Genomic DNA, 21,060 nt, shown 5'->3' on the forward strand with positions numbered 1-21,060 from the left:
AAACGTTTGGTTGACTTTATTATCCGCTCGGTTGATAGTGGTCGGCGGAGAGAGGAGATCCCATGACCACGAGGATCGCGATCATCGGCGGCGGTACGGGTGGGCTCTGCCTGGCGCACGGGCTGCGCAAGGCAGGGGCCGACGTGTCCGTCCACGAGCGCAGCCGCACCAGGACCGAGCGGCTGCAGGGCTATCGCGTGCACATCAATCCGCAGGGCTCGGCCGCACTGCACGAATGCCTGCCACCCGAACTCTGGGAACGGTTCCTGGCGACGACCGGCACCACGGGCGGCGAGTTCAGCTTCGTGACCGAACGGTTGAAAGACCTGATGGTGATCGACAGTGAACTGACCTGGAGCCCGGATCCCGCGTCGAACCACCATTCGGTCAGCCGGATCAGCCTGCATCAGGTGCTGTCCGACGGGCTCGACGGAGTTCTGCACCACGGCAAGGAGTTCGTCGGCTACCGCCGTGAAGGGGAGGTGGTCGTCTGCGAATTCGCCGACGGGAGCACCGTCGAGGCCGACCTGGTCATCGGCGCGGACGGGGCCAATTCCCGGGTGCGCAAACAGTTCCTTCCCGAAGCTGAACGGATCGACACCGGGATCGTCGCGATCGCGGGCAAGCATCCGCTGACCGCCGAGACCCGGGAACGCCTGCCCGTCAGGCTCACCGACGGCCCGAGTCTGGTGATGCCGCGCACCGGGGCGGGACTGTTCAGCGCGCCGCACGAGCTGGACGGCACCGCGTCGGTCAATGACGAGACCGCGAGTTACGACCCCGTCCTGTTCGACAACACGTCGAGCTACATCATGTGGGCTTTCGCCGCGGACAACCGGCGATACCCGGACGGTATGTCCTCATGGGACGGTGAAGCCCTGCGGGCTCTCGTGCTCGACCTGATCGACGGCTGGGATCCCGCGTTCAAGGAACTGGTCGCCGGCTCGCCCGCGGGCTCGGTGTCCCGGTTGCCGGTCTTCACGTCGAAGCCCGTCGCGCCGTGGCCGACGAGCAACATCACCTTGCTCGGCGACGCGATCCACAGCATGACGCCGTTCCGCGGTATCGGCGCGAACACCGCGCTCCGGGACGCGCGCCTGTTGTGCCGCAACCTCGTCGCCGCGCGCGAGACCGGCGACGTGCGCACCGCGGTCGCCGACTACGAGCGGCAGATGCGGGACTACGGCTTCGCGGCGGTGCGCGATTCGGAACGCAGCGCGCGCCAGTTCGTGTCGGAGAACCGGGTGAGCCGCGCGATGGCACGGGGGATGTTCCGCTTCTTCCAGGCCATCCCTCCGTTGAAGCGCAAGGCCTTCAGTGATCAGGGCACCTCATAGCCTGGCGGGAGTGGAGATGCCCAGCAGGGACAAACCCAGCGCCAGCGTCTTCGCGGTGAGTTCGGCCAGCAGCAGGCGCGAATCGCGGAGGCCGGGTCCTTCCGCGCCCAGCACCGGGCACTGTTCGTAGAACCGCGAGAACACGACAGCGGTTTCGTAGAGGTACGTGCACAGCTTGTGGGGGAGATACCCGGTGGTCGCGGCGCCGATCGCCTCGGGAAAGCGGGCCAAGGCGAGCGCCAGCGCCCGCTCGGCGGGATGACCGAGCAGGATCCGCGCATCGGCGAGATCCTGATCCGCCTTCGCCAGCACGGAACGGATCCGCGCGTGGGCGTACTGCAGATAGACCGAGGTGTTCCCGTTCTTGGAGAGCATCCGCTCCCAGGAGAAGACGTAGTCACGCTCGCGATCGCCGGAAAGATCGGCGTACTTGATCGCGCCGATCCCGATCGCCCTGGCGACCTCTTCCCTGACCCCGGGGGAGAGGTCGCCCCGGCCTTCGAGCACTTCGGCGGCATGGGAAACCGCTTCGGCGAGCAGATCGGAAAGCCGGACCGACTCGCCGGCCCGGGTCTTCATGGCCCGGCCGTCTTCTCCCAGCACCGAGCCGAACCCGATGTGCTCGGCCCGGTGCTCCTCGCGGAGCCATCCGGCGGCCCGGCAGACGGCGAACACCATCGCGAAGTGCTGTGCCTGCGGTGCGCCGACCACGTAGAGCAGATCGGCGACCTCCCGCTGTTCCGTCCAGTACCGCAGGGTCGCGAGATCGGTGGCCGCGTAGCCGTAACCGCCGTCGCGCTTGCGCACGATGAGCGGCAGCGGATCGCCTTCCCGGTTGCGGAAGCCGTCAGGGAAGACGCAGACGGCGCCGTCACTGATCTCGGTCAGCCCGGCGGCGGTCAGGTCGTCCACGACCGCGGCGAGAAACGGGTTGTAGAAGCTCTCGCCGTAAACGTCCTCACTCGACAGGCCGATCCCGAGGAGTTCGTAGACCTGGGTGAAATGCCTTGTCGACTCGTCGACCAGATGCCGCCACAACGACAAGGTCTCTTCGTCACCGCTTTGCAGGAGGACCACACGCTCCCGCGACCGGGTCGCGAAGTCTTCGTCCGCCTCGAATTTCGACCGGGCGGCCCGATAGAAGCCGTTGAGGTCTCCGATCGTGTACGGACCCTCCGGGCGCTCGTCGAGCAGATGCTCGATCAGCATGCCGAACGGGGTACCCCAGTCGCCGAGATGGTTGTGCGGGATGACGTCGTGGCCCGCGAACCGCAGCAGCCGCGCGATGGCGTCACCGATGACCGTGGGCCGGAGATGTCCGGCGTGCATCTCCTTCGCCACGTTCGGGCTGCTGTAGTCGATGGCGATCCGCCGCGGTCGCGGCGTCGCCACGGCGCCCAGCCGCGGGTCACCGTTGAGCGCGGTCGTCCGGTCTTCCAGCCAGGACGAGCGCAGCGTGAAGTTGAGGAAACCCGGCCCCGCGATCTCCGGCGGCTCGGCGAGATCGGCGACATCCAGGTGCAGCGCGATGTCGGCGGCGATCTCCCTCGGCGGCTTGCCGAGCCTTTTGCCGAGGCTCATCGCGAGATCGCACTGGTAGTCGACCCCGCTCCGCGCGGAGACCCGGACCAGTACGGCAGGCGGCTCGATGTCGGTGACGTGGCGAAGGGCCTCCACCACGCGTCGCGCCAATTCCTCGCTCACATCGCCGAACAACACGGTGTCCCTCCTTCACACTCGTCGTAGGAGCGCGAGGGTAGCCACCAGCCGCGTCGTGGGCGACGGAGTTTCAGCGCAGGTCGCTGCCCTTGGTCTCCGGCAGGGTCCGGATGACGAAGAACGCGATCGCCGCTCCAGCGGCCACGTACCAGAAGAACAGCGTCGACAAGCCGGCGTCGGACAGCGCGGTGAGCACCAGGGGAGCGGTACCGCCGAACAACGCGACGGTCAGGTTGTACCAGGCGCCGATGCCCAGACCGCGCAGCTCGGTGGGGAACAGCTCGCTCATGATCGCGGGCGCGATCGACGTCATCGCCGTGTACAGGCAGAGTCCGACGCAGAACACGACCAGCAGTCCCGGCAGCCCCGGCCTGACCAAAGTGGACAGTGGGACGATGAGGATCGCGGTCGCCGCCGCCCAGACGAGCAGCTGCGGTTTGCGGCCGAAGCGGTCCGACAGCGCGCCCATCGGGTATTGGAGCGCGACGAACAACGCCGTGGCGATCGACAACGCGAGGAACACGTCGACGTCGTCGGCCTTGCGGGTCTTGACCGCGAACGAGGTCAGGGCACTGAAGAACGTGTAATAGCAGAGGGTCGACAGCATCGAGAAGCCCACGAGCTGCACGACGGCGCGCGGGTGCTCGCGCAGAGTGGTGCGCAGCGGGCGCTCCACCCGGCGCGCGGTGGATTTCTTCTCTTCGAAGATCTCGGTTTCGACGAGGCTGCGCCGGAGCCACAAGCCGATGATGCCGAGAACCCCGCCGAGCAGGAACGGGATCCGCCAGCCGTACGCGGTCAGGTCCGCTTTGGACATCGTCCGCGCGAGCACGAAACCGAGGATCGAGGCGATCAGCACGGCGGAACCGGTCGAGATGTAGAAGAAGGCGGAGTACCGCCCGCGACGGGAAGGCGGCGCGATCTCACCCAAGTACGCCGAAGCGTTGGAGACCTCGCCGCCGAGTGACAGTCCCTGCGCCACCCTCGCCAGCAGCAACAGGATCGGGGCCAGCCAGCCGACCTGATCGAACGTCGGCAGGAGCCCGATGGCCACCGAACCGCCCGCCATCAGCACGATGGTCAGGATCATCGCCGGCTTCCGGCCCCTGATGTCGGCGAAGCGGCCGAGCAACATGCCGCCGAGTGGCCGGAAGAAGAACGCCAGCGCGTACGTGGCGAAGGTGTTGATCAACGCCAGGGCTTCGTTGCCCTTCGGGAAGAACTCGCTGGCGAAGTAGATGCTGAAGGTCGCGTAGATGGTCCAGTCGAACCACTCGAGCGCGTTCCCGACACTGGCGGCGAACAGTTTCTTCACCGGGAGCCGATGCCCCAGCCGCTCCGTCGTTGCGTCCGCCATCGGTACCTCCGTACTCGCGCGTGGACGGAACCTTGCCAGAAAGTCCCCGTGCGGGAAAGAACCTGTCGAATGCCGGGATCGGTTCGTGGTCGCCGGGGGCGTCTTCCGGCTTACGGCTCCTGGGTCACGAGGTGCTGGCGAGAGCGAACGGCAAGACGGCACGGGCCCCGGCCTGGCGCAGCAGGCGTGCGGACAGGGTCACCGTCCAACCGGTGTCGATCAGGTCGTCGACCAGCAGGATCGGGCCTTCGGCCGCGGCGACCCTGGCGGCGAGTTCCTCGGGAAGGCTGAGCCGCTTCCACAGGTCGGCCAGTCGTTGCGCGCTGTTCGCCTGACGCGGAGGCGGCCCCGCGGAGGTGATGGCGCCCAGATACTCCAGCCGTCCGATCGAGGCCAGCTTCGTCGCCAGACTGTGGACCAGCTGAGGCCGCGTGGCGGACGGCACTTCCACCACCGCGACCGGGCGCGCCGTCCACTGCCAGCCCTTGAGTACCTCGATACAGGCCTGGAAGACCGCATCGGGGAGTTCGGCGTCCGCCGCGGACGGGCCGACGAGTTCACGCAGCCGGGTGCCCCAGCCGACGTCGGTCACCCGGCCGACGACCTGGCCGGTTTCGGCCTGCTCTCCCGCGGGCAGCCGTCCGGACAACGGGACGTCCAGTCCGGCCATCCCGGTCGGCCACATCTTCCGGGGCGCGACCTCGACACCCGGGCGGCGCAGCCGTTGCCGGGTGGCGTCGACGACGTCATCCGAAATCGTGGTGTCCCAATGCTTTCCGGTGCAGTTGTCGCACCGCCCGCAAGGCGTCGCCTCCGGATCGTCCAGCTGCTTTCGCAGGTACTCCATCCGGCAGCCGGTGGTTTCGAGGTAGGCGAGCATGGCGTTCTGCTCGTTGGTCCGTGCCGCGCTCACGCGCGCGTAGCGTTCCTTGTCGTAGCGCCACTCTTCGCCGGTGCCTTCCCAGCCGCCCTTCACCCGGCGGACGGCGCCGTCGACGTCCAGCACCTTGAGGACCATCTCCAGCCGCGAACGGGAAAGCTCGACGAACGGTTCGAGTGCGGGTGTCGACAGTGGACGGTCCGCGTACGCCAGTGCGTTGAGCACCTGCGTCACCCGTAGTTCGTCCGGGAACGCCAGCGAGCCGAAGTACGCCCAGATGTCCTTGTCCTCGTGGCCGGGCAACAGGATCACCTCGGCGCGATCGACGCCACGTCCGGCACGGCCGACCTGCTGGTAGTACGCGATCGGCGAGGACGGGGCGCCGAGGTGGACGACGAATCCCAGGTCCGGCTTGTCGAATCCCATGCCCAGTGCCGAAGTGGCGACCAGTGCCTTGACATTGTTGTTCAGCAGATCGTCTTCGGCCGCCTGCCGGTCCGCCGGATCGGTCTTGCCGGTGTACGCGGCGACGGGGTAACCGCGCTCCGTCAGCAGTCCCGCCACATCGTGCGCGGCCGCGACGGTGAGCGTGTAGATGATCCCGGAGCCCGGCAGTTCTTCCAGATGTTCGGCCAGCCAGGCGAGCCGCGCTTGCGAAGTCGGCAGCTTGGCCACCGACAGGTGGAGGCTTTCGCGGTCCAGGGTCCCGCGCAGGACGAGGGTGCCGCCCCCGTTGCCGATGCCGAGTTGCTCGGCGACGTCGGTCGCCACCCGGTCGTTCGCGGTCGCGGTGGTGGCGAGCACCGGGACCCCCTCGGGCAGGTCCTTCAGCAGTGTCCGCAGCCGCCGGTAGTCCGGCCGGAAGTCGTGGCCCCAGTCCGAGATGCAGTGCGCCTCGTCGACCACGAGCAGACCGGCGCTCGCGGTCAGCTTCGGCAGGACGGTGTCGCGGAAGTCGGGGTTGTTCAGCCGTTCCGGGCTGACCAGGAGGACGTCGACCTCGCCGGCCGCGATCGCGGCCTGGACCTGATCCCACTCCTGCGGGTTCGCGGAGTTCATCGTCACCGCGCGGATGCCCGCTCTCGCGGCCGCGGAGATCTGGTTGCGCATCAGCGCCAGGAGCGGCGAGATGATCACGGTCGGGCCTTCGCCGCGTTCCCTCAGCAACGCCGTCGCCAGGAAGTACACCGCCGACTTCCCCCAGCCGGTGCGCTGGACGACGAGCGCGCGACGGCGGTGCGCGACCAGCGCCTCGATCGCCGTCCACTGGTCTTCGCGCAGCCGGGCGCCATCGCCCGCCAATGCCCGGAGGAGGGTCTCGGCGCGGTCCCGGAGAGTCGATGTGTCCACGTCCCCACCTCTACCCCATGCCACCGACGAAGTCGCGATCGGCATGTCGTGAACGGACCGTTCATCCATGGAACCGAGGGTAATGTGATCCAGATCACCCACTGTCGGTGGGTCCGGCGACCCGAGCGGGGAGCCTCGTGCGGTGTATAGGCTCACGACCCATGTCACCACGCAGGATCGGGGTCATGGGCGGCACCTTCGACCCCGTGCACCACGGACACCTCGTCGCGGCCAGTGAGGTCCAGTCCCGGTTCGCGCTCGACGAGGTCATCTTCGTGCCCACCGGCCAGCCGTGGCAGAAGTCCGACAGGGTCGTCACCCGGGCCGAAGACCGCTACCTGATGACCGTGATCGCGACGGCGTCCAACCCCGTGTTCTCGGTCAGCCGGGTCGACATCGACCGCGTCGGGCAGACCTACACCGTCGACACGCTGCGCGATCTGCGCGCGGAATACCCGGACGACCAGCTGTTCTTCATCACCGGTGCGGACGCGCTCGAACAGATCCTCACCTGGCGCAACGCCGACGAGCTGTTCGATCTGGCGCATTTCATCGGGGTCACCAGGCCCGGCTACCGGCTCAATTCGCAGCATCTGCCGAGCGGCAAGGTGAGCCTGGTCGAGGTGACCGCGATGGCGATCTCGTCCACCGCCTGCCGCGAACGGGTCGAAGGCGGGGAACCCGTCTGGTACCTCGTCCCCGACGGTGTGGTGCGCTACATCGCCAAAAAGGACCTCTATCGCAAGGACCGCCGTGGCTGACCGGGTACTCTCGTCGGGCGCACCTGCGAGTAAAGCCATCTTTTGAGGAGAACTGTGACAGCCACGTCCGAGGCACGAGAGCTGGCCGTAGCGGCCGCCCATGCGGCGGCGGACAAGAAGGCGAGCGACGTGGTCGTGCTGGACGTGTCCGACCAGCTGGTCATCACCGACGCCTTCGTGATCGCGTCCGCGCCCAACGAGCGACTGGTCGGCGCGATCGTCGACAACGTCGAGGAGCAGCTGCGGCTCGGCGGGCACAAGCCGGTCCGCCGCGAAGGCGCCCGCGAAGGCCGCTGGGTCCTGCTGGACTACGTCGACGTCGTCATCCACGTCCAGCACCAGGAGGAGCGTTCCTTCTACGGTCTCGAGCGGCTCTGGAAGGACTGCCCTCGTATCGAGGTCGCCGGTCTCACCATGCCGGATCAGGAGGACCCCGCCGACGCGCAAGGCGCCTCGTGAGTCCGCGGCGCCTGGTGCTCTGGCGCCACGGCGAGACCGACTACAACGCGGCGGGCCGGATGCAAGGGCATCTGGACTCCGCGCTGACGCCGGTCGGCTGGAACCAGGCCAGGTTCGCCGTACCCGCGCTCGCCCGGTTTTCACCCGACCTGGTGATCGCTTCGGATCTTCGCCGCGCGACCGACACGGCCACCGTGCTCACGGAGGCCATCGGTGTCCCCCTGCGGATCGACAAGCGCCTGCGGGAAACCCACCTGGGTGAATGGCAGGGCTTCACCGGCCAGCAGGTCGACGAGGCGTACCCCGGGGAACGCGCACGCTGGCGGGTCGACGCGACCTGGGCGCCGCCGGGCGGCGAGTCGCGGGTGGACGTCGCGGAACGCGCGTTGGAGGTCGTCGCGGATCTGGACCAGGCCAATTCCGACGCCGGCGACGCCGTCCTGCTGGCCACGCACGGCGGCCTGATCATCGCGCTGACCGCGAAGCTGCTCGGCCTGCCGGTCCCGTCCTGGCCGTCGCTGGGCGGGATCGCGAACTGCCACTGGGTCGAGCTGACCCGGCGTGACGGCAACTGGCGCTTGGCCGCCTACAACGCGGGAATCACCGGCTGATCCATGGCCCCGCGCCTCTTGGTGTTCGGCGATTCCCTCAGCTTCCACGGCCCGGACGGCCCGCTCGCCGCCGACGACGCGCGCCTGTGGCCCAATATCGCCGCCGAAGCGCTCGGTGGCGATGCGGACCTCGTCGCCGGGTTCGGCTGGAACGCCCGTGACGCCTGGTGGTCCCTGACCGGCGATCCTCGGGTCTGGGCCGACCTCCACCACGTCGACGCCGTGGTGCTGGCCATCGGAAGCATGGACACCCTGCCTTCGCCGTTGCCCACCTACCTGCGGACCGGGCTGCGCTACCTGCGACCCGACCAGCTGCGGCGGGTGGTGCGCAAGACGTATCTGGCCGCCCAGCCCCGGCTCGCCGTCGCCTTCCGGGGACGTCCGGCCGTCCTCCCGGCGAAGCTGACCGTCCGCTATCTCGACGAGGCCGTCGAAGCCCTGCGGGTGCTGCGACCGGACCTGCCGATCTTCGGCATGCTGCCGTCCGTGCACCGGTCCGACTCGTACGGCCGCGTCCACACCGCCCGTTCCGGTGCCGCCGCGGCCATGGCCGCTTGGGGGCGCCGCGCGGACGTCCCGCTTCTCGATCTCGCGGCCGTCGTCGGCGATCACGTGCTGAGCGGCCGGGGCAATCCGGACGGGATGCACTGGGGCTGGGAAGGGCACGCTGCCGTCGGCGCGGAAATGGCCCGCCTGATGGCCCCGGTGCTGCGCCCCGCGGCAACGTAGGCTGACTGCCGTGTCGGTCGCCGTAGTCACGGATTCCACCGCCCACCTGCCGGAAGGCTTCGCCGAACGGAACGGGATCCGGGTGGTCCCGTTGCACGTCCTCGTGGACGGAGTCGTGTTCCTCGACGGCGTCGAAATGGGCCCCGCGGCCCTGGCCGAAGCGCTCGGCAAACGCAGCATGGTGACGACGTCCCGGCCGACCCCCGCCGAGTTCGTCAAGGAGTTCCGCGCGGCCCTGGCCGAAGGCGCGGACGCCGTCGTGTCGGTCCATCTGTCCCGTGAGTTGTCCGGGACCTGGGAAGCGGCGGTGCTCGCGGCCCAGGAGGTCGGGCCGGACAAGGTGCGCGTCGTCGATTCGCGCAGCACCGCGATGGGACTCGGTTTCGCCGCCCTGCGAGCGGCGAGCGCCGCCGCGGACGGGGCCGATCCGGCCGAGGTGGAGGCCGCCGCGGTCGACGCGGTGAGCCGTTCGGAGACCTTGTTCGCCGTCGAGACCCTCGAATACCTGCGCCGTGGCGGCCGGATCGGCCCGGCGGCGGCCTTGCTCGGCACGGCGCTCGCGGTGAAACCGGTACTCCACATGTCCGAGGGCAAGATCCAGCCGCTGGAAAAGGTGCGGACGATGAACCGCGCGGTGGCGCGACTGGTCGAACTCGCCGTGAAAGCGGCAGACGGCGGACTCGCCGACATCGCTGTCCACCACCTGGCCTCGCCGGAACGCGCCGTCGAACTGGCCAACCGGCTGGAAGAGTCCATCGACTGCCCGGAGGGGTGCGTGGTGTCGGAGATCGGCGCCGTCATCGGGGCCCACACCGGTCCCGGCGTGCTCGGTGTCGTGATCCAGCGGGCGGGTTAGGGAAACCCGCCACCATCCCACACGGCCCCGACGGAAACCGGTGATCCGGTCCCGCCCGGGGACGGGTTGTCCACAACACCCCACTTGTCCACAGCCTCGCGATTCTCCACTGCCGCCCGCCGCCCCCGCTCCGTAGCGTCGGTCACGTGTTCGACCAAACCGCCCGTCCACCGGGCTCCTCCGCCAACGCCAGGCTGGCGTGGCTGGCCGCGCAGCTGTCGCCGCCCGCCGCCCAGGGCCCGCCTTCGGGCAGGCTCGTCCGCCGCTGGGTGCCCGCCCGGTTCACGGCGGACGGGGTTCCGGTGAACCGGCGGTGGGTGGCCGTGGTGGCCGTGCTGATCGCGGTGGCCGTGATCGTGACCGGCGCGATCGCTTTGTTCGGACACCGGCCAGGGGCGGAGACCCCGCCGCCCCTGCCGTCGGCCAAGGCCGCCGGAGACGCCCCCGCCGCGGCGGGCAAGGCACCTCTGGTGATCAGTGTCGTCGGCCGGGTGCTCAAACCCGGCCTGGTCACGATCCCTCCGGGCGCACGGGTCGCCGATGCCCTCACGGCGGCCGGTGGGGCACCGCCCGGAACGGATCTGACCGGGCTGAACCTGGCCCGGCGGCTCACCGACGGCGAGCAGGTGGCCGTGGGTGTTCCTGTTCCGGCCGCGGCCGGAACAGGAACACCCACCGGGAAGCTCGACCTGAACACGGCCACGGCCGAGCAACTCGACTCCCTGCCCGGGGTCGGCGAGGTGATGGCCAAACGCATCGTCGACTGGCGGTCCGGGCACGGCGGGTTCACCACGGTCGAGCAACTCCGTGACGTAGAAGGGATCGGCGAAGCAAAATTCAAGAAGATCCGGGAGTTGGTGTCCGTCGGATGAACCCGTCCGCCGATCCGTCCGAAGTGGACACCACGTCGTGGCGAGGTCAGGATCTGCGGCTGATACCGGCCGCGGCGACGGCCTGGCTCGGCACTCTCTCCGGGTTGCTCGGCGGCTGGTGGATCACGATGCTCTGCGGTGCGGCCGCCGTGGTGCTCGCGATCACCGCCGGTGTCCGTGCCCGCCGGACGGCGTCCCGGTGGGTGGCGGGCCTGGGCGTGCTCGCGGTCCTCGGGGTGCTCACCGCCGGTCCGGTGGCGCTGCGGATCCGGGCCGCCGAGCACGACGACCTCCGTGCCGCCGCCGCACGGGGGAGCGACGCCACCATGAGGGTGGTGGTCACCGAGCGGCCACGTCCGGTCCGCGGTGCCGGATACGCCGATCGCCGGGCAGGCACCCGCCTGGTGGTCATCGCCGCGACGGTGGACGCCGTGGTGGCGGCGGAGCGGGTGGTGGATTCGGCAGGCCGGATCCTGCTGCTCGCTCCCGCCGAGGGGTGGACGGACCTGTTGCCCGGGCAGCAGGTCACCGCCTCCGGACGGCTCGCACCGGCAGAGGGGGCCGAACTGACGGTCGCGGTCCTCTCGGTGCGAGGTCCGCCGTCGGCACTCGGACCGGCGCCTTGGTGGCAGCGAGCCGCGGAATCGCTGCGCACCGGGCTCCGGGACCTGTGCGCCGTCCTCCCCGAGGAACAGGCCGGTCTGGTGCCCGGACTGGTCGTGGGGGACACGAGCACACTGTCCCCCAGAGTCGAGCGCGAGTTCACGGACTCCGGCATGTCCCACCTGATGGCCGTGAGCGGTGGGAACGTGGCGATCGTCTGCGGCTCGATCCTTCTCCTCCTGCGAGTGCTCCGGGTCGGGCCGCGGACGTCCGCCGCCGCGGCCGCCGCGGGGCTCGCCGGGTTCGTGGTCCTCGCCGGGCCCGCGCCCAGCGTGCTCCGCGCCGGGGTGATGGGGGCGGTCGGATTGCTGGCGCTCGCACTGGGGCGCCGGGGTTCGGCGCTGCCCGCGCTGGCGTTCGCGGTGGCGGGGCTCGTCGTGGCCGATCCCGCGATGGCCGCCGACTTCGGGTTCGCGCTTTCGGTGCTGGCCACGGCCGGGCTGGTACTGCTGGCCCCGAGGTGGGCCGAGTGGCTGGTCGGACGCGGAGTTCCGGCCGGCTACGCCGAGGGGCTGGCCATCCCGCTGGCCGCGTTCGTGATGACGGCGCCGGTCATCGCGGGCATGGCGGGATCGGTCAGTCTCGTCTCGGTGGTGACCAACGTGCTCGCCGCGCCCGTGGTCGCCCCGGCCACCGTGTTCGGCGTGCTCGCGACCGTCCTCGGACCATGGTGGCCGTCGGCGGGCAGGCTGCTCGTCCGCCTGACCGAACCCGAGGCGAGCTGGCTCATCACCGTGGCCCGCCATGGCGCCCGCGCGCCGGGAGCGGTCGTGGACTGGCCGGATGGTTGGTGGGGCGGGCTGCTGGCGGCTGGCCTGCTCGTCGTGCTGCTCGTCGCCATCAGGCTGCGTCACGGCAGGATCCTGCTGGCGCTCGCCTTGGCCGGTGGGCTCCTCGTCTTCGTGCCGGTGCGGGTGCTGGCCCCGGCGTGGCCACCGGCGTCGTGGAGCGCTGTTGCTTGCGACGTCGGACAGGGTGACGCAGTCGTCCTCGCCACGGCCGAGCCCGGGAGGGCGATCCTGGTCGACACCGGGCCGGAACCAGGCCCGGTGGACGAATGCCTCAGCAGGTTAGGGGTGGACCGCGTTCCGCTGATCGTGCTGAGCCATCTGCACGCCGACCACATCGGAGGTCTCGAATCCGTCTTCGAGGGCCGGTCGGTCGGGGCGGTCGCCGTCGGTCCGGGCCGGGCTCCCGCCTGGGCGTGGCGGCAGGTCGCCGACGAGACCGCACGCCGCGGGATTCCCTTGCTGGAACTGGGGATCGGGCAACGGCTGGACTGGCCCGGACTGTCGCTGGACGTACTCGGGCCGCGATACGTCACCCGGCGCTCGGTCCTCGAACAGGACGGCACGGTGATCAACAACGGTTCGGTCGTCCTGCGTGCCGGGACTCCGGCGGGCCGGTTGCTGCTGACCGGCGACGTCGAACTCGCCGCCCAGGCCGACCTGATGGCCGAGGGGGCCGATCTGCGTGCCGAGGTCTTGAAGGTCCCGCATCACGGAAGTCGTTACACGGCACCGGATTTTCTCAACGCCGTCGCGCCGAGGGTCGCACTGGTGAGTGTCGGCGCCGGAAACACCTACGGTCACCCGAACAAGTCCACTTTGGACAATCTGGGGGCGGTCGGTGCCGCGATCGCCAGGACGGACACGGACGGCGACACAGCGGTCGTCTCCGACGCGGGAGGCCTCGCCCTGACGCGCCGGGGTGAGCCCCGTGGCCCGCCTCGTTCGTGAGGCGGGCCACCGGGAACTCAGATGCCGAGAGCCTCGCGGACCGCGTCGGCCGAGGCGCTGACGGTGGCCTTCGGGCCGACCTTGTCCTCGACGGCGTCGAGGGTCTTGAGGCCGTCACCGGTGATCAGGAGCACGATCTCCTCGTCGGGGTTGAGCTTGCCGGTCTCGATGAGCTTCTTGGCCGTCGCCACGGTGACGCCGCCCGCGGTCTCGGTGAAGACGCCTTCGGTGCGGGCGAGCAGACGGATGCCCTCGACGACCTCTTCGTCGGTGACGTCTTCGATCGCACCGCCGGTGCGGTTGACCACGTCGAGGACGTAGGGGCCGTCGGCCGGGTTGCCGATCGCCAGCGAACGGGCGATCGTGTCCGGCTTGACCGGCTGGACGACGTCGTGGCCGGCGCGGAACGCCGCCGAGACGGGCGAGCAGCCGGTGGCCTGCGCGCCGAACACCTTGTACGGCGTCTCGTCGACGAGGCCGAGCTGCCCGAACTCGCGGAAACCCTTGTCCACCTTGGTGAGCTGGGAACCGGAGGCGATCGGCACCACGATCTGCGAGGGAAGCCGCCAGCCGAGCTGCTCGGCGACCTCGAAGGCCAGCGTCTTCGAGCCTTCGGAGTAGTAGGGCCGGACGTTCACGTTGACGAACGCCCAGCTCTCCTGCTCGGCGGCGAGCTGGGTGGCGAGCCGGTTCACGTCGTCGTAGTTGCCGTCGACCGCGATCAGGTCGCCGTCGTACACGGCGGTGGTGAGGATCTTGGCGCGCTCGAGGGTCTTCGGGATCAGCACGACCGACCGCCAGCCGGCGCGGGCCGCCGCGGCGGCGACCGCGTTGGCCAGGTTGCCGGTCGACGGACAGGCGAGCACGTCGAACCCGAACTCGCGCGCGGCGGCCAGCGCGACGGCGACCACGCGGTCCTTGAACGAGTGGGTCGGGTTGCCGGTGTCGTCCTTGACCCAGACCTTCTTGACGCCCAACGCCTTCGCGAGCCTGTCGGCCTGGATGAGCCTGGTGGCGCCGGGTTCGGTGTTGGGGATTTCCTCGACGTTCGAGGGAACAGGAAGGAGTTTCTTGTAGCGCCAGATGTTCTTCGGCCCGGCTTCGATGTCCTCGCGGCGCACGCGGCCGAAGTCGTAGGCGACTTCGAGCGGCGAGAAGTCCTCGGCGGAAACGAATTCGGGGGCGAGCGGCTGCCGGTGTCCCTCTTCCTTCGACACCAGTTCGACGGCCGGTCCGAGATCCGGGGTCTTGGTGGTGGAGGTCGTGCCGAGGGTTGCGGTCATCGCGAGGTTCCTTCCTCATCTGCCCCGCCATGGCGGGCCGGAATTGGCACCGTGTTCGTCAGCTATCCCGCGATCGCGGAATGACAGGCTGACGCCGGTTGCCGGGGCTTCATCGGGCCGTTCCCTCTGCCCCTCTGGATGAGCGGTATTCGATTGTCGGCACGCGTTCGATCGCGTCGCCTCGCCAACACCGTACGACATGAGGCTCGGGTGGGGCCACCGTGCCCGGAACACGTCACCGGACAAAGCACCCGAGAGGACGAGTGGGAGGATCGTCACCGTGACGACGCAAGCTTCCGCCCCATCGCCGCTGGTCCTGGTTCTCGGTGAGGAAGAGCTGCTGATCGAACGCGCGGTCCGCAGCGCTTCGGACGCGGCCAAAGCGGCCGATCCGACAGCGGATCTGTCCCGGATCCGGGTGTCCGACCTCACAGTCCCCGCGCTCGCGGAGATGGTCAGCCCCTCGTTGTTCGCCGAGGGCAGGGTGATCGTCCTCGAATCCGCGCACGATATCTCGCAGGAGCTCGCCGACGGGGTGATGGCCTACGTCAAGGCGCCCGCCGAGGGCATCGTGCTCGTCGTCGTGCACAGCGGAGGCGGTCGGAGCAAGGCCGCGAAGGCGCTTCCCGCGGCCCTGAAGAAGGCCGGGGCAGAGGTCGTCGAGTGCCCGAAACTGACCAAGGCCGCTGAGCGGGAATCCTTTGTCCGCAACGAAGTTCGCCGGGTCGGCGGGAAGATCGACGGTGCGGCCGTGCTCGCGCTGATCGATGCCGTCGGCTCGGATCTGCGCGAGTTGTCGTCGGCCGCGACCCAGCTCGTCGCGGACGCCGGGGGAGCGGTCGACGAGCAGGCGGTCCGCCGCTACCACCGGGGCCGCGCGGACGTGAACGGGTTCGCCGTCGCCGAGAAGGCCGTCGCCGGCGACATGGCGGCGGCGCTGGAGTCACTGCGCTGGGCGATGCAGTTGGGCGTTCCGTACGTGCTGGTCGCGGACGCCCTCGCCGACGCCGTCCGGACGATCGCGCGAGTGTCGGGCGCGGGTCGCGGGAACCCGAACCAGATGGCGGGCGAGCTGGGGATGCCGCCGTGGAAGGTGCGCAAGGCACAGGGGCAGGCCCGCGGCTGGGGGCAGGACGGTCTCGCCACCGCCATGCGGATCGTCGCCCGGCTCAACGCCGAGGTCAAGGGTGCCGCGGCCGACCCGGAGTACGCGTTGGAACGCGCCGTCCTGGAAGTCGTCGCCGCACACGGCACCCCCAGCCGCTAACACCTACTGGACCACGCCCAACGCTCAAACGCTCACTGGACCGAGCCCGACGATCAACGCGCCCCACGACCGGACCGGCGGACTCGTCTCGCCGGAAGCGCGCCAGCGCGACGGCGAGACTTCACCAGTCGCGCGCCCTCTCTTGGGCCGAAGGCCCACGTAAACGCGATGAAGGGGCGCCTCTCCGCGCCACGTAAGTGACAAGCGGATCGACGCCCCTTCGGCGCGTTTACGTCAGCGCGCGATTAAAGAGAGTTAGCGCGCTTCGCCAGCGCGGACTTCTTGTTGGCGGCCTGGTTGGCGTGGAGAACGCCCTTGGTCACGGCCTTGTCCAGCTTCTTGGCCGCGTCCTTCTGCAGCTCCAGGGCCTTGGCCTTGTCGCCGGAGTCGGCGGCCTCGCGGAACTTGCGGATCGCGGTCTTCACCGAGGACCGGATCGCCTGGTTGCGCTGACGCGCCTTCTCGTTGGTGGTGATGCGCTTGATCTGCGACTTGATGTTGGCCACGGGGGCGCTCCTCTTGACTCTCTCGGTGGTTTCACCGCCGCGCTGTGACCGGCCCTGCGCGCTCGTGAAAGCGGCGCGGGTTTCCTCCATGACGGAATGCCACACAGCGGTGAAGGGCCAGCTTAACAGTCGTCCCGGAGCGGATCTCGGCCGCCTCCGGAGGGGCTCTGCGGTACGGTCGAGAGCGTAGTGCCTAGGGTTCCGCCGCCTGCCCGTTCAGCGAAACACACAATCAGGGCAAGCGGGACAGGTCCGAGCGGCACCATCGGCGGGGCCGGAAGCACCGCCGTTCATCTGACGGGACAAAAGCCTGGAGGACCGATGTTTTCCGCATGCGCGGAAAACGTGAAAGGTCCGCAGTGAACGCCACCGCCCTGTCCCTCGTCATCGCCGCCGCCGTCATTCACGCGGGCTGGAATCTGGCAGCCAAGCGGATCCGCCGTGGCGGAGCCCGGTTCGTCTGGGCGTACTACAGCTTGTCCGCGATCCTGCTCATCCCCGTCATGGCGGTTTCGCTGGCCGTGGAGCCGCAACGTCCACAGTGGACATGGCTGCTGGCCGCCGCGGTCACCGCGGTGTTCCACGTCACCTACGGAGTCGTCCTCCAGCGGGGGTACGCCGTCGGTGACCTGTCCGTCGTGTATCCCCTCGCCCGCGGGACGGGGCCGCTGATCTCGGTGCTGGCGGCCGTCGTGCTGCTCGGGGAGCGACCGGGGCCGCTCGGCCTGGTGGGCGCGTTCCTCGTGGTCGCCGGGGTGCTGGTCATCGGTACCGGGCGGGCACCCGCCCACGCCGACGCCGCGGATCGCGTCGCTCGCCGCAAGGGCGTGGCGTACGGGCTGCTGACCGGGCTGACGATCGCCGCCTACACGCTCTGGGACGCGCATTCGGTCACCGGTCTCGGTGTCCCGCCGATCGTCTACTTCGGAACCGGCGCGATCGTGCAGAGCCTGCTCATGGCGCCGTACGCGCTGAAGGACCGCGAAGAGGTCTCGTGGCTCTGGCGCGAGCACAAGCGCGAAATCGTCATCGTCGGCTTGTTCTCACCGATCGCCTACCTGCTGGTCCTCTACGCGCTTCGGATCGCTCCGGTGAGCCTCGTCGCACCCGCGCGGGAGTTGAGCATCGTCCTCGGCGGCCTGGCGGCCTGGCTGATCTTGAAGGAGGCGAACGCCGTGCGCAGGCTTGTCGGGTCCGTGGTGGTGCTGGCGGGCATCGCCGCGATTGCGATGGCCTGAACCCATCGGGTAGGGATTGAGCCATGGACGTGCTGAGCAGCAGGGTGCTGATCCACCCGAAGGACCTCGACGTGTCGACGGCGTTCTATCGGGACACCCTTGGCTTGGCGATCGACAAGGAATTCCCTGGTGGGACGGTGTTCTTCGCCGGGAACGGGTCGATCGAGATCGTCGGTACCGGGAAGACGGGCCCGACCCCTGACGTCGCCTTGTGGCTCCAGGTCCGGGACCTGCCCGCGGCGCTCGAGGAACTCGCCGCGAAGGGCTTGGACCCGGTTCGCGGGGCTCGCCGTGAACCCTGGGGCCTGGACGAAGCGTGGATCGCCGACCCGGACGGCACCAGGATCGTGCTGGTCGAGGTGCCGCGTGAGCATCCGTTGCGGACCGACCCGCGTTAGGCCGTGGGCTTGACCGCGCGCAGCTGAGCGGCGAGCGAGGCGCCGAAGCCCGGCGGGTCCCAGGTCCAGGTCTGCAGGTCGGTGAAGCCGGCGGCGGCCGCTTCGTCGGCCAGCTCGTGGCGGGAAACCGGCAGCCACTTCTCGTGCGACGACAGCAGCAGCCTGCCGCCCGGCCGGAGCACGCGGAACAACTCGGCGAACCCGGCCGCCCGGTCCTCCCACAGCTGCACGTTGTTGACGCTCAGGACCACGTCGACGCTCTCGTCCGGCTCGCCCGTGGAGTCCGCGGCGCCGCTCCGCAGCTCCACCTTGTCGCCACACCGTCTGCGGGCGCGGGCGAGCATCTCCGGGGACGGATCGACGCCGATCGCGCGGCCGGCGCGTTCTGCCGCGGCCTGCAGGCCGCGGCCAGGACCAGGCCCCACGACCAGGGTGGTTTCGCCCGACTCGATCGACGCCAGTTCGACGATGCGGAGTTCGGTGGCAGCGTTGCCGTGCGCCATCGCCAGGCCACCGAACCGGCCGAGCAGTCCCCTGGGATGGCCGAACGTCCTGTCGAGGATCTGGGTCAGTGAATTACTCATACTTCGAGGGCACCACAGCACGCCACGGGCCGCATCGGGGATGACCCCCACTCGCACCCGGAGCGGCATGGGACCATAGAGGTGGCACACCCCGACCTTCGCGAGGAAACCCGTTGACGACGTTCGCCGACACGACCTTCACGCCCCCGGAGCTCATCCGGAACTTCTGCATCATCGCGCACATCGACCACGGCAAGTCGACCCTGGCCGACCGGATGCTGCAGCTCACCGGTGTGGTCGAGGAACGGGCCATGCGTGCGCAGTACCTCGACCGCATGGACATCGAGCGGGAACGCGGGATCACCATCAAGGCGCAGAACGTGCGCCTGCCCTGGAAGGTCGACGGTCAGGACCACGTCCTGCACATGATCGATACCCCCGGCCACGTCGACTTCACCTACGAGGTCTCCCGCGCGCTCGAAGCGTGTGAAGGGGCTGTCCTGCTGGTCGACGCCGCACAGGGGATCGAGGCGCAGACGCTCGCGAACCTCTACCTCGCGCTGGAGAACAACCTCCAGATCATCCCGGTGCTCAACAAGATCGACCTCCCGTCCGCGGACCCGGACAAGTACGCCGCCGAGATCGCGCACATCATCGGCTGCGAACCGTCGGACGTGCTCCGCGTGTCCGCGAAGACCGGTGTCGGGGTCGGCGAGCTCCTCGACGAGGTCGTGAAGCAGGTGCCCGCGCCGCAGGGTGACGCGGACGCCCCGGCACGGGCGATGATCTTCGACTCGGTGTACGACACCTACCGGGGCGTCGTGACCTACATCAGGGTCGTCGACGGCAAGATCACCCCGCGCGAGCGGATCAAGATGATGTCCACCGGCGCCACGCACGAGCTGCTGGAAGTCGGGATCATCTCGCCGGAGCCCAAGGCCAGCAAGGGGCTGGGCGTCGGCGAGGTCGGCTACCTGATCACCGGGGTGAAGGACGTCCGGCAGTCCAAGGTCGGTGACACCGTGACCTCCGAGCGCAACGGCGCGAAGGAGGCCCTCGCGGGCTACCGCGAGCCGAAGCCGATGGTCTATTCCGGCCTGTACCCGGTGGACGGTTCGGACTACCCCGAGCTGCGCGAGGCCCTGGACAAGCTCCAGCTCAACGACGCCGCGCTGGACTACGAGCCCGAGACGTCGGTGGCGCTCGGCTTCGGCTTCCGCTGCGGCTTCCTCGGCCTGCTGCACCTGGAGATCACCCGGGACCGGCTGGAGCGCGAGTTCGGCCTCGACCTGATCTCCACCGCGCCGAACGTGGTCTACGACATCGTGCAGGACGACGGCAAGCAAATCCACGTCACCAACCCGTCGGACTGGCCGACCGGGAACAAGATCGACAAGGTGCTCGAGCCGGTCAGCAAGGTGAGCATCCTGGCGCCGTCCGAGTTCATCGGCACGATCATGGAGCTGTGCCAGAACAAGCGCGGCCAGCTGCTCGGCATGGACTACCTGTCCGAGGACCGCGTCGAGCTGCGGTACAACATGCCGCTGGGTGAGATCATCTTCGACTTCTTCGACACGCTGAAGTCGCGTACGCGTGGCTACGCGTCGCTGGACTACGAAGAGGCCGGTTCGCAGGCGGCGGACCTGGTCAAGGTGGACATCCTGCTGCAGGGCGAGGGTGTGGACGCGTTCTCCGCGATCGTGCACAAGGACGACGCCTACAACTACGGCAACCGCATGGTGAACCGGCTTCGCGAGCTGATCCCGCGGCAGAACTTCGAGGTGCCGATCCAGGCCGCCATCGGGGCCAGGATCATCGCCCGCGAGACCATCCGCGCGATCCGCAAGGACGTGCTCGCGAAGTGCTACGGCGGTGACATCTCGCGTAAGCGCAAGCTGCTGGAAAAGCAGAAGGAAGGCAAGAAGCGGATGAAGACCGTCGGCCGGGTCGAGGTCCCGCAGGAGGCCTTCGTTGCCGCACTGTCCACTGAGGACAACGGCAAGAAGAAGTAGCGATACTCGCGAAAAGGCCGCCCGAAGCGTTGTCGGGTGGCCTTTTTCGTGTCAGCGATTTCCGCTGACACGGCTCGCCGTGACGAAGACGGCGACACGGCGTTCGGCCGCCATCACGCGGTCGTACTCGTCCCAGTCGTCATGGGTGCCTGTCGCTGCGACGAAGACCTCGCGCAGCAGCCCGGGGAGCCCGGCCGGGTCGAAGTCCGGATCCGGGTCGTCCGGGCCGATGAGGTGGACGGCGCCCTGGACCGCCGCCCATTCCCAGCCGCGGCGGAAGGTGATCGTGGCGTGGCCCGCCCGGCGGAACAGGTCGAGTTTCTTCGCCCCGCCCACCGCGACGAAACCGACTCCCGGAGCCTTGGTGACGGGGTCTTCGATCACCCCGGCGTTCACCACCGACGAGTGCACGGTGCCGTCCGCGCGGACCGTCGCGACGGTCGCGAGTCCGTTTTCGCGCAAGGAAAGAGTGCGGACGAGTTCGAGGTCTGCGGCCATG

General features: G+C 69.2%; 19 protein-coding genes and 1 riboswitch. Of the genes, 12 read left to right on the forward strand and 7 right to left on the reverse strand.

What is annotated here, in order from left to right:
* Positions 1-62 precede the first annotated feature (62 nt).
* Positions 63-1,337, forward strand: a complete 1,275-nt coding sequence (locus BKN51_RS02210; protein WP_101606010.1) for an FAD-dependent oxidoreductase — start codon at positions 63-65, stop codon at positions 1,335-1,337.
* On the opposite strand, the gene argS is transcribed toward BKN51_RS02210, so the two are convergent.
* The 3 genes from argS to BKN51_RS02225 form a co-directional block, all read right to left on the reverse strand.
* Positions 1,332-3,056: an arginine--tRNA ligase gene (gene argS, locus BKN51_RS02215; RefSeq protein WP_101606011.1), complete on the reverse strand. Its 1,725-nt coding sequence runs from the start codon at positions 3,054-3,056 to the stop codon at positions 1,332-1,334. The two genes, BKN51_RS02210 and argS, sit on opposite strands and share 6 nt — an antisense overlap.
* Positions 3,057-3,126: 70 nt before the next feature.
* On the reverse strand, positions 3,127-4,413 hold the full coding sequence (locus tag BKN51_RS02220; RefSeq protein WP_101606012.1) for an MFS transporter: 1,287 nt from the start codon (positions 4,411-4,413) through the stop codon (positions 3,127-3,129).
* A gap of 124 nt (positions 4,414-4,537) precedes the next feature.
* A complete protein-coding gene (locus BKN51_RS02225; RefSeq protein WP_101606013.1) occupies positions 4,538-6,643 on the reverse strand; it encodes a RecQ family ATP-dependent DNA helicase in 2,106 nt (701 codons plus the stop codon).
* Between the two features lie 161 nt (positions 6,644-6,804).
* Between BKN51_RS02225 and nadD the strand changes: the two genes are divergently transcribed.
* From nadD to BKN51_RS02260, 7 genes are all read left to right on the forward strand, one after another.
* Positions 6,805-7,404 (forward strand): nicotinate-nucleotide adenylyltransferase, encoded by a 600-nt coding sequence (gene nadD, locus BKN51_RS02230; RefSeq protein WP_076166208.1) that lies wholly within the window; start codon positions 6,805-6,807, stop codon positions 7,402-7,404.
* Between the two features lie 54 nt (positions 7,405-7,458).
* Positions 7,459-7,863 carry a ribosome silencing factor gene (rsfS, locus tag BKN51_RS02235; protein ID WP_101606014.1) on the forward strand — a complete coding sequence of 135 codons (405 nt, stop codon included), beginning with the start codon at positions 7,459-7,461 and terminating at the stop codon, positions 7,861-7,863.
* Positions 7,860-8,474, forward strand: a complete 615-nt coding sequence (locus BKN51_RS02240) for a histidine phosphatase family protein (RefSeq protein ID WP_101606015.1) — start codon at positions 7,860-7,862, stop codon at positions 8,472-8,474. Before rsfS ends, BKN51_RS02240 begins: the two co-directional genes overlap by 4 nt.
* A gap of 3 nt (positions 8,475-8,477) precedes the next feature.
* Complete coding sequence (octT, locus tag BKN51_RS02245) at positions 8,478-9,203, forward strand: diglucosylglycerate octanoyltransferase (RefSeq protein ID WP_101606016.1); 726 nt, start codon at positions 8,478-8,480, stop codon at positions 9,201-9,203.
* A 10-nt stretch (positions 9,204-9,213) separates the two neighbouring features.
* Positions 9,214-10,059: a DegV family protein gene (locus BKN51_RS02250; protein ID WP_101606017.1), complete on the forward strand. Its 846-nt coding sequence runs from the start codon at positions 9,214-9,216 to the stop codon at positions 10,057-10,059.
* Positions 10,060-10,205: 146 nt separating this feature from the next.
* A complete protein-coding gene (locus tag BKN51_RS02255) occupies positions 10,206-10,931 on the forward strand; it encodes a ComEA family DNA-binding protein (RefSeq protein ID WP_101606018.1) in 726 nt (241 codons plus the stop codon).
* Entirely contained in the window at positions 10,928-13,333 is a 2,406-nt protein-coding gene (locus BKN51_RS02260) for a ComEC/Rec2 family competence protein (RefSeq protein WP_101606019.1), read from the forward strand. Before BKN51_RS02255 ends, BKN51_RS02260 begins: the two co-directional genes overlap by 4 nt.
* Positions 13,334-13,350: 17 nt before the next feature.
* Here the strand turns inward: BKN51_RS02260 and thrC are convergent, their stop codons facing one another.
* Positions 13,351-14,616 (reverse strand): threonine synthase, encoded by a 1,266-nt coding sequence (gene thrC / locus BKN51_RS02265; protein ID WP_101606020.1) that lies wholly within the window; start codon positions 14,614-14,616, stop codon positions 13,351-13,353.
* A 12-nt stretch (positions 14,617-14,628) separates the two neighbouring features.
* A riboswitch (SAM riboswitch) is annotated at positions 14,629-14,761 on the reverse strand.
* A 135-nt stretch (positions 14,762-14,896) separates the two neighbouring features.
* On the opposite strand from thrC, the gene holA reads away from it, so the two are divergent.
* Entirely contained in the window at positions 14,897-15,883 is a 987-nt protein-coding gene (holA, locus tag BKN51_RS02270; protein WP_101606021.1) for a DNA polymerase III subunit delta, read from the forward strand.
* Positions 15,884-16,128: 245 nt separating this feature from the next.
* Here the strand turns inward: holA and rpsT are convergent, their stop codons facing one another.
* On the reverse strand, positions 16,129-16,389 hold the full coding sequence (rpsT, locus tag BKN51_RS02275) for a 30S ribosomal protein S20 (protein WP_037310642.1): 261 nt from the start codon (positions 16,387-16,389) through the stop codon (positions 16,129-16,131).
* A 332-nt stretch (positions 16,390-16,721) separates the two neighbouring features.
* Between rpsT and BKN51_RS02280 the strand changes: the two genes are divergently transcribed.
* Both BKN51_RS02280 and BKN51_RS02285 read left to right on the forward strand, forming a co-directional pair.
* Positions 16,722-17,627: an EamA family transporter gene (locus BKN51_RS02280; RefSeq protein WP_101606022.1), complete on the forward strand. Its 906-nt coding sequence runs from the start codon at positions 16,722-16,724 to the stop codon at positions 17,625-17,627.
* A 23-nt stretch (positions 17,628-17,650) separates the two neighbouring features.
* On the forward strand, positions 17,651-18,025 hold the full coding sequence (locus BKN51_RS02285) for a VOC family protein (protein WP_101606023.1): 375 nt from the start codon (positions 17,651-17,653) through the stop codon (positions 18,023-18,025).
* Here the strand turns inward: BKN51_RS02285 and BKN51_RS02290 are convergent.
* Positions 18,022-18,609, reverse strand: coding sequence for a class I SAM-dependent methyltransferase (locus BKN51_RS02290; protein WP_101606024.1), 588 nt, complete (start codon positions 18,607-18,609; stop codon positions 18,022-18,024). The genes BKN51_RS02285 and BKN51_RS02290 overlap by 4 nt on opposite strands.
* A 113-nt stretch (positions 18,610-18,722) precedes the next feature.
* Here BKN51_RS02290 and lepA point away from each other — a divergent pair, with 113 nt between their 5' ends.
* Complete coding sequence (gene lepA, locus BKN51_RS02295) at positions 18,723-20,561, forward strand: translation elongation factor 4 (RefSeq protein WP_101606025.1); 1,839 nt, start codon at positions 18,723-18,725, stop codon at positions 20,559-20,561.
* A gap of 51 nt (positions 20,562-20,612) precedes the next feature.
* Here lepA and BKN51_RS02300 read toward each other — a convergent pair whose 3' ends face one another.
* Complete coding sequence (locus BKN51_RS02300) at positions 20,613-21,059, reverse strand: pyridoxamine 5'-phosphate oxidase (protein WP_101606026.1); 447 nt, start codon at positions 21,057-21,059, stop codon at positions 20,613-20,615.
* Position 21,060: the final 1 nt, after the last annotated feature.

Source organism: Amycolatopsis sp. BJA-103, assembly GCF_002849735.1.
Taxonomy (GTDB): Bacteria; Actinomycetota; Actinomycetes; order Mycobacteriales; family Pseudonocardiaceae; genus Amycolatopsis.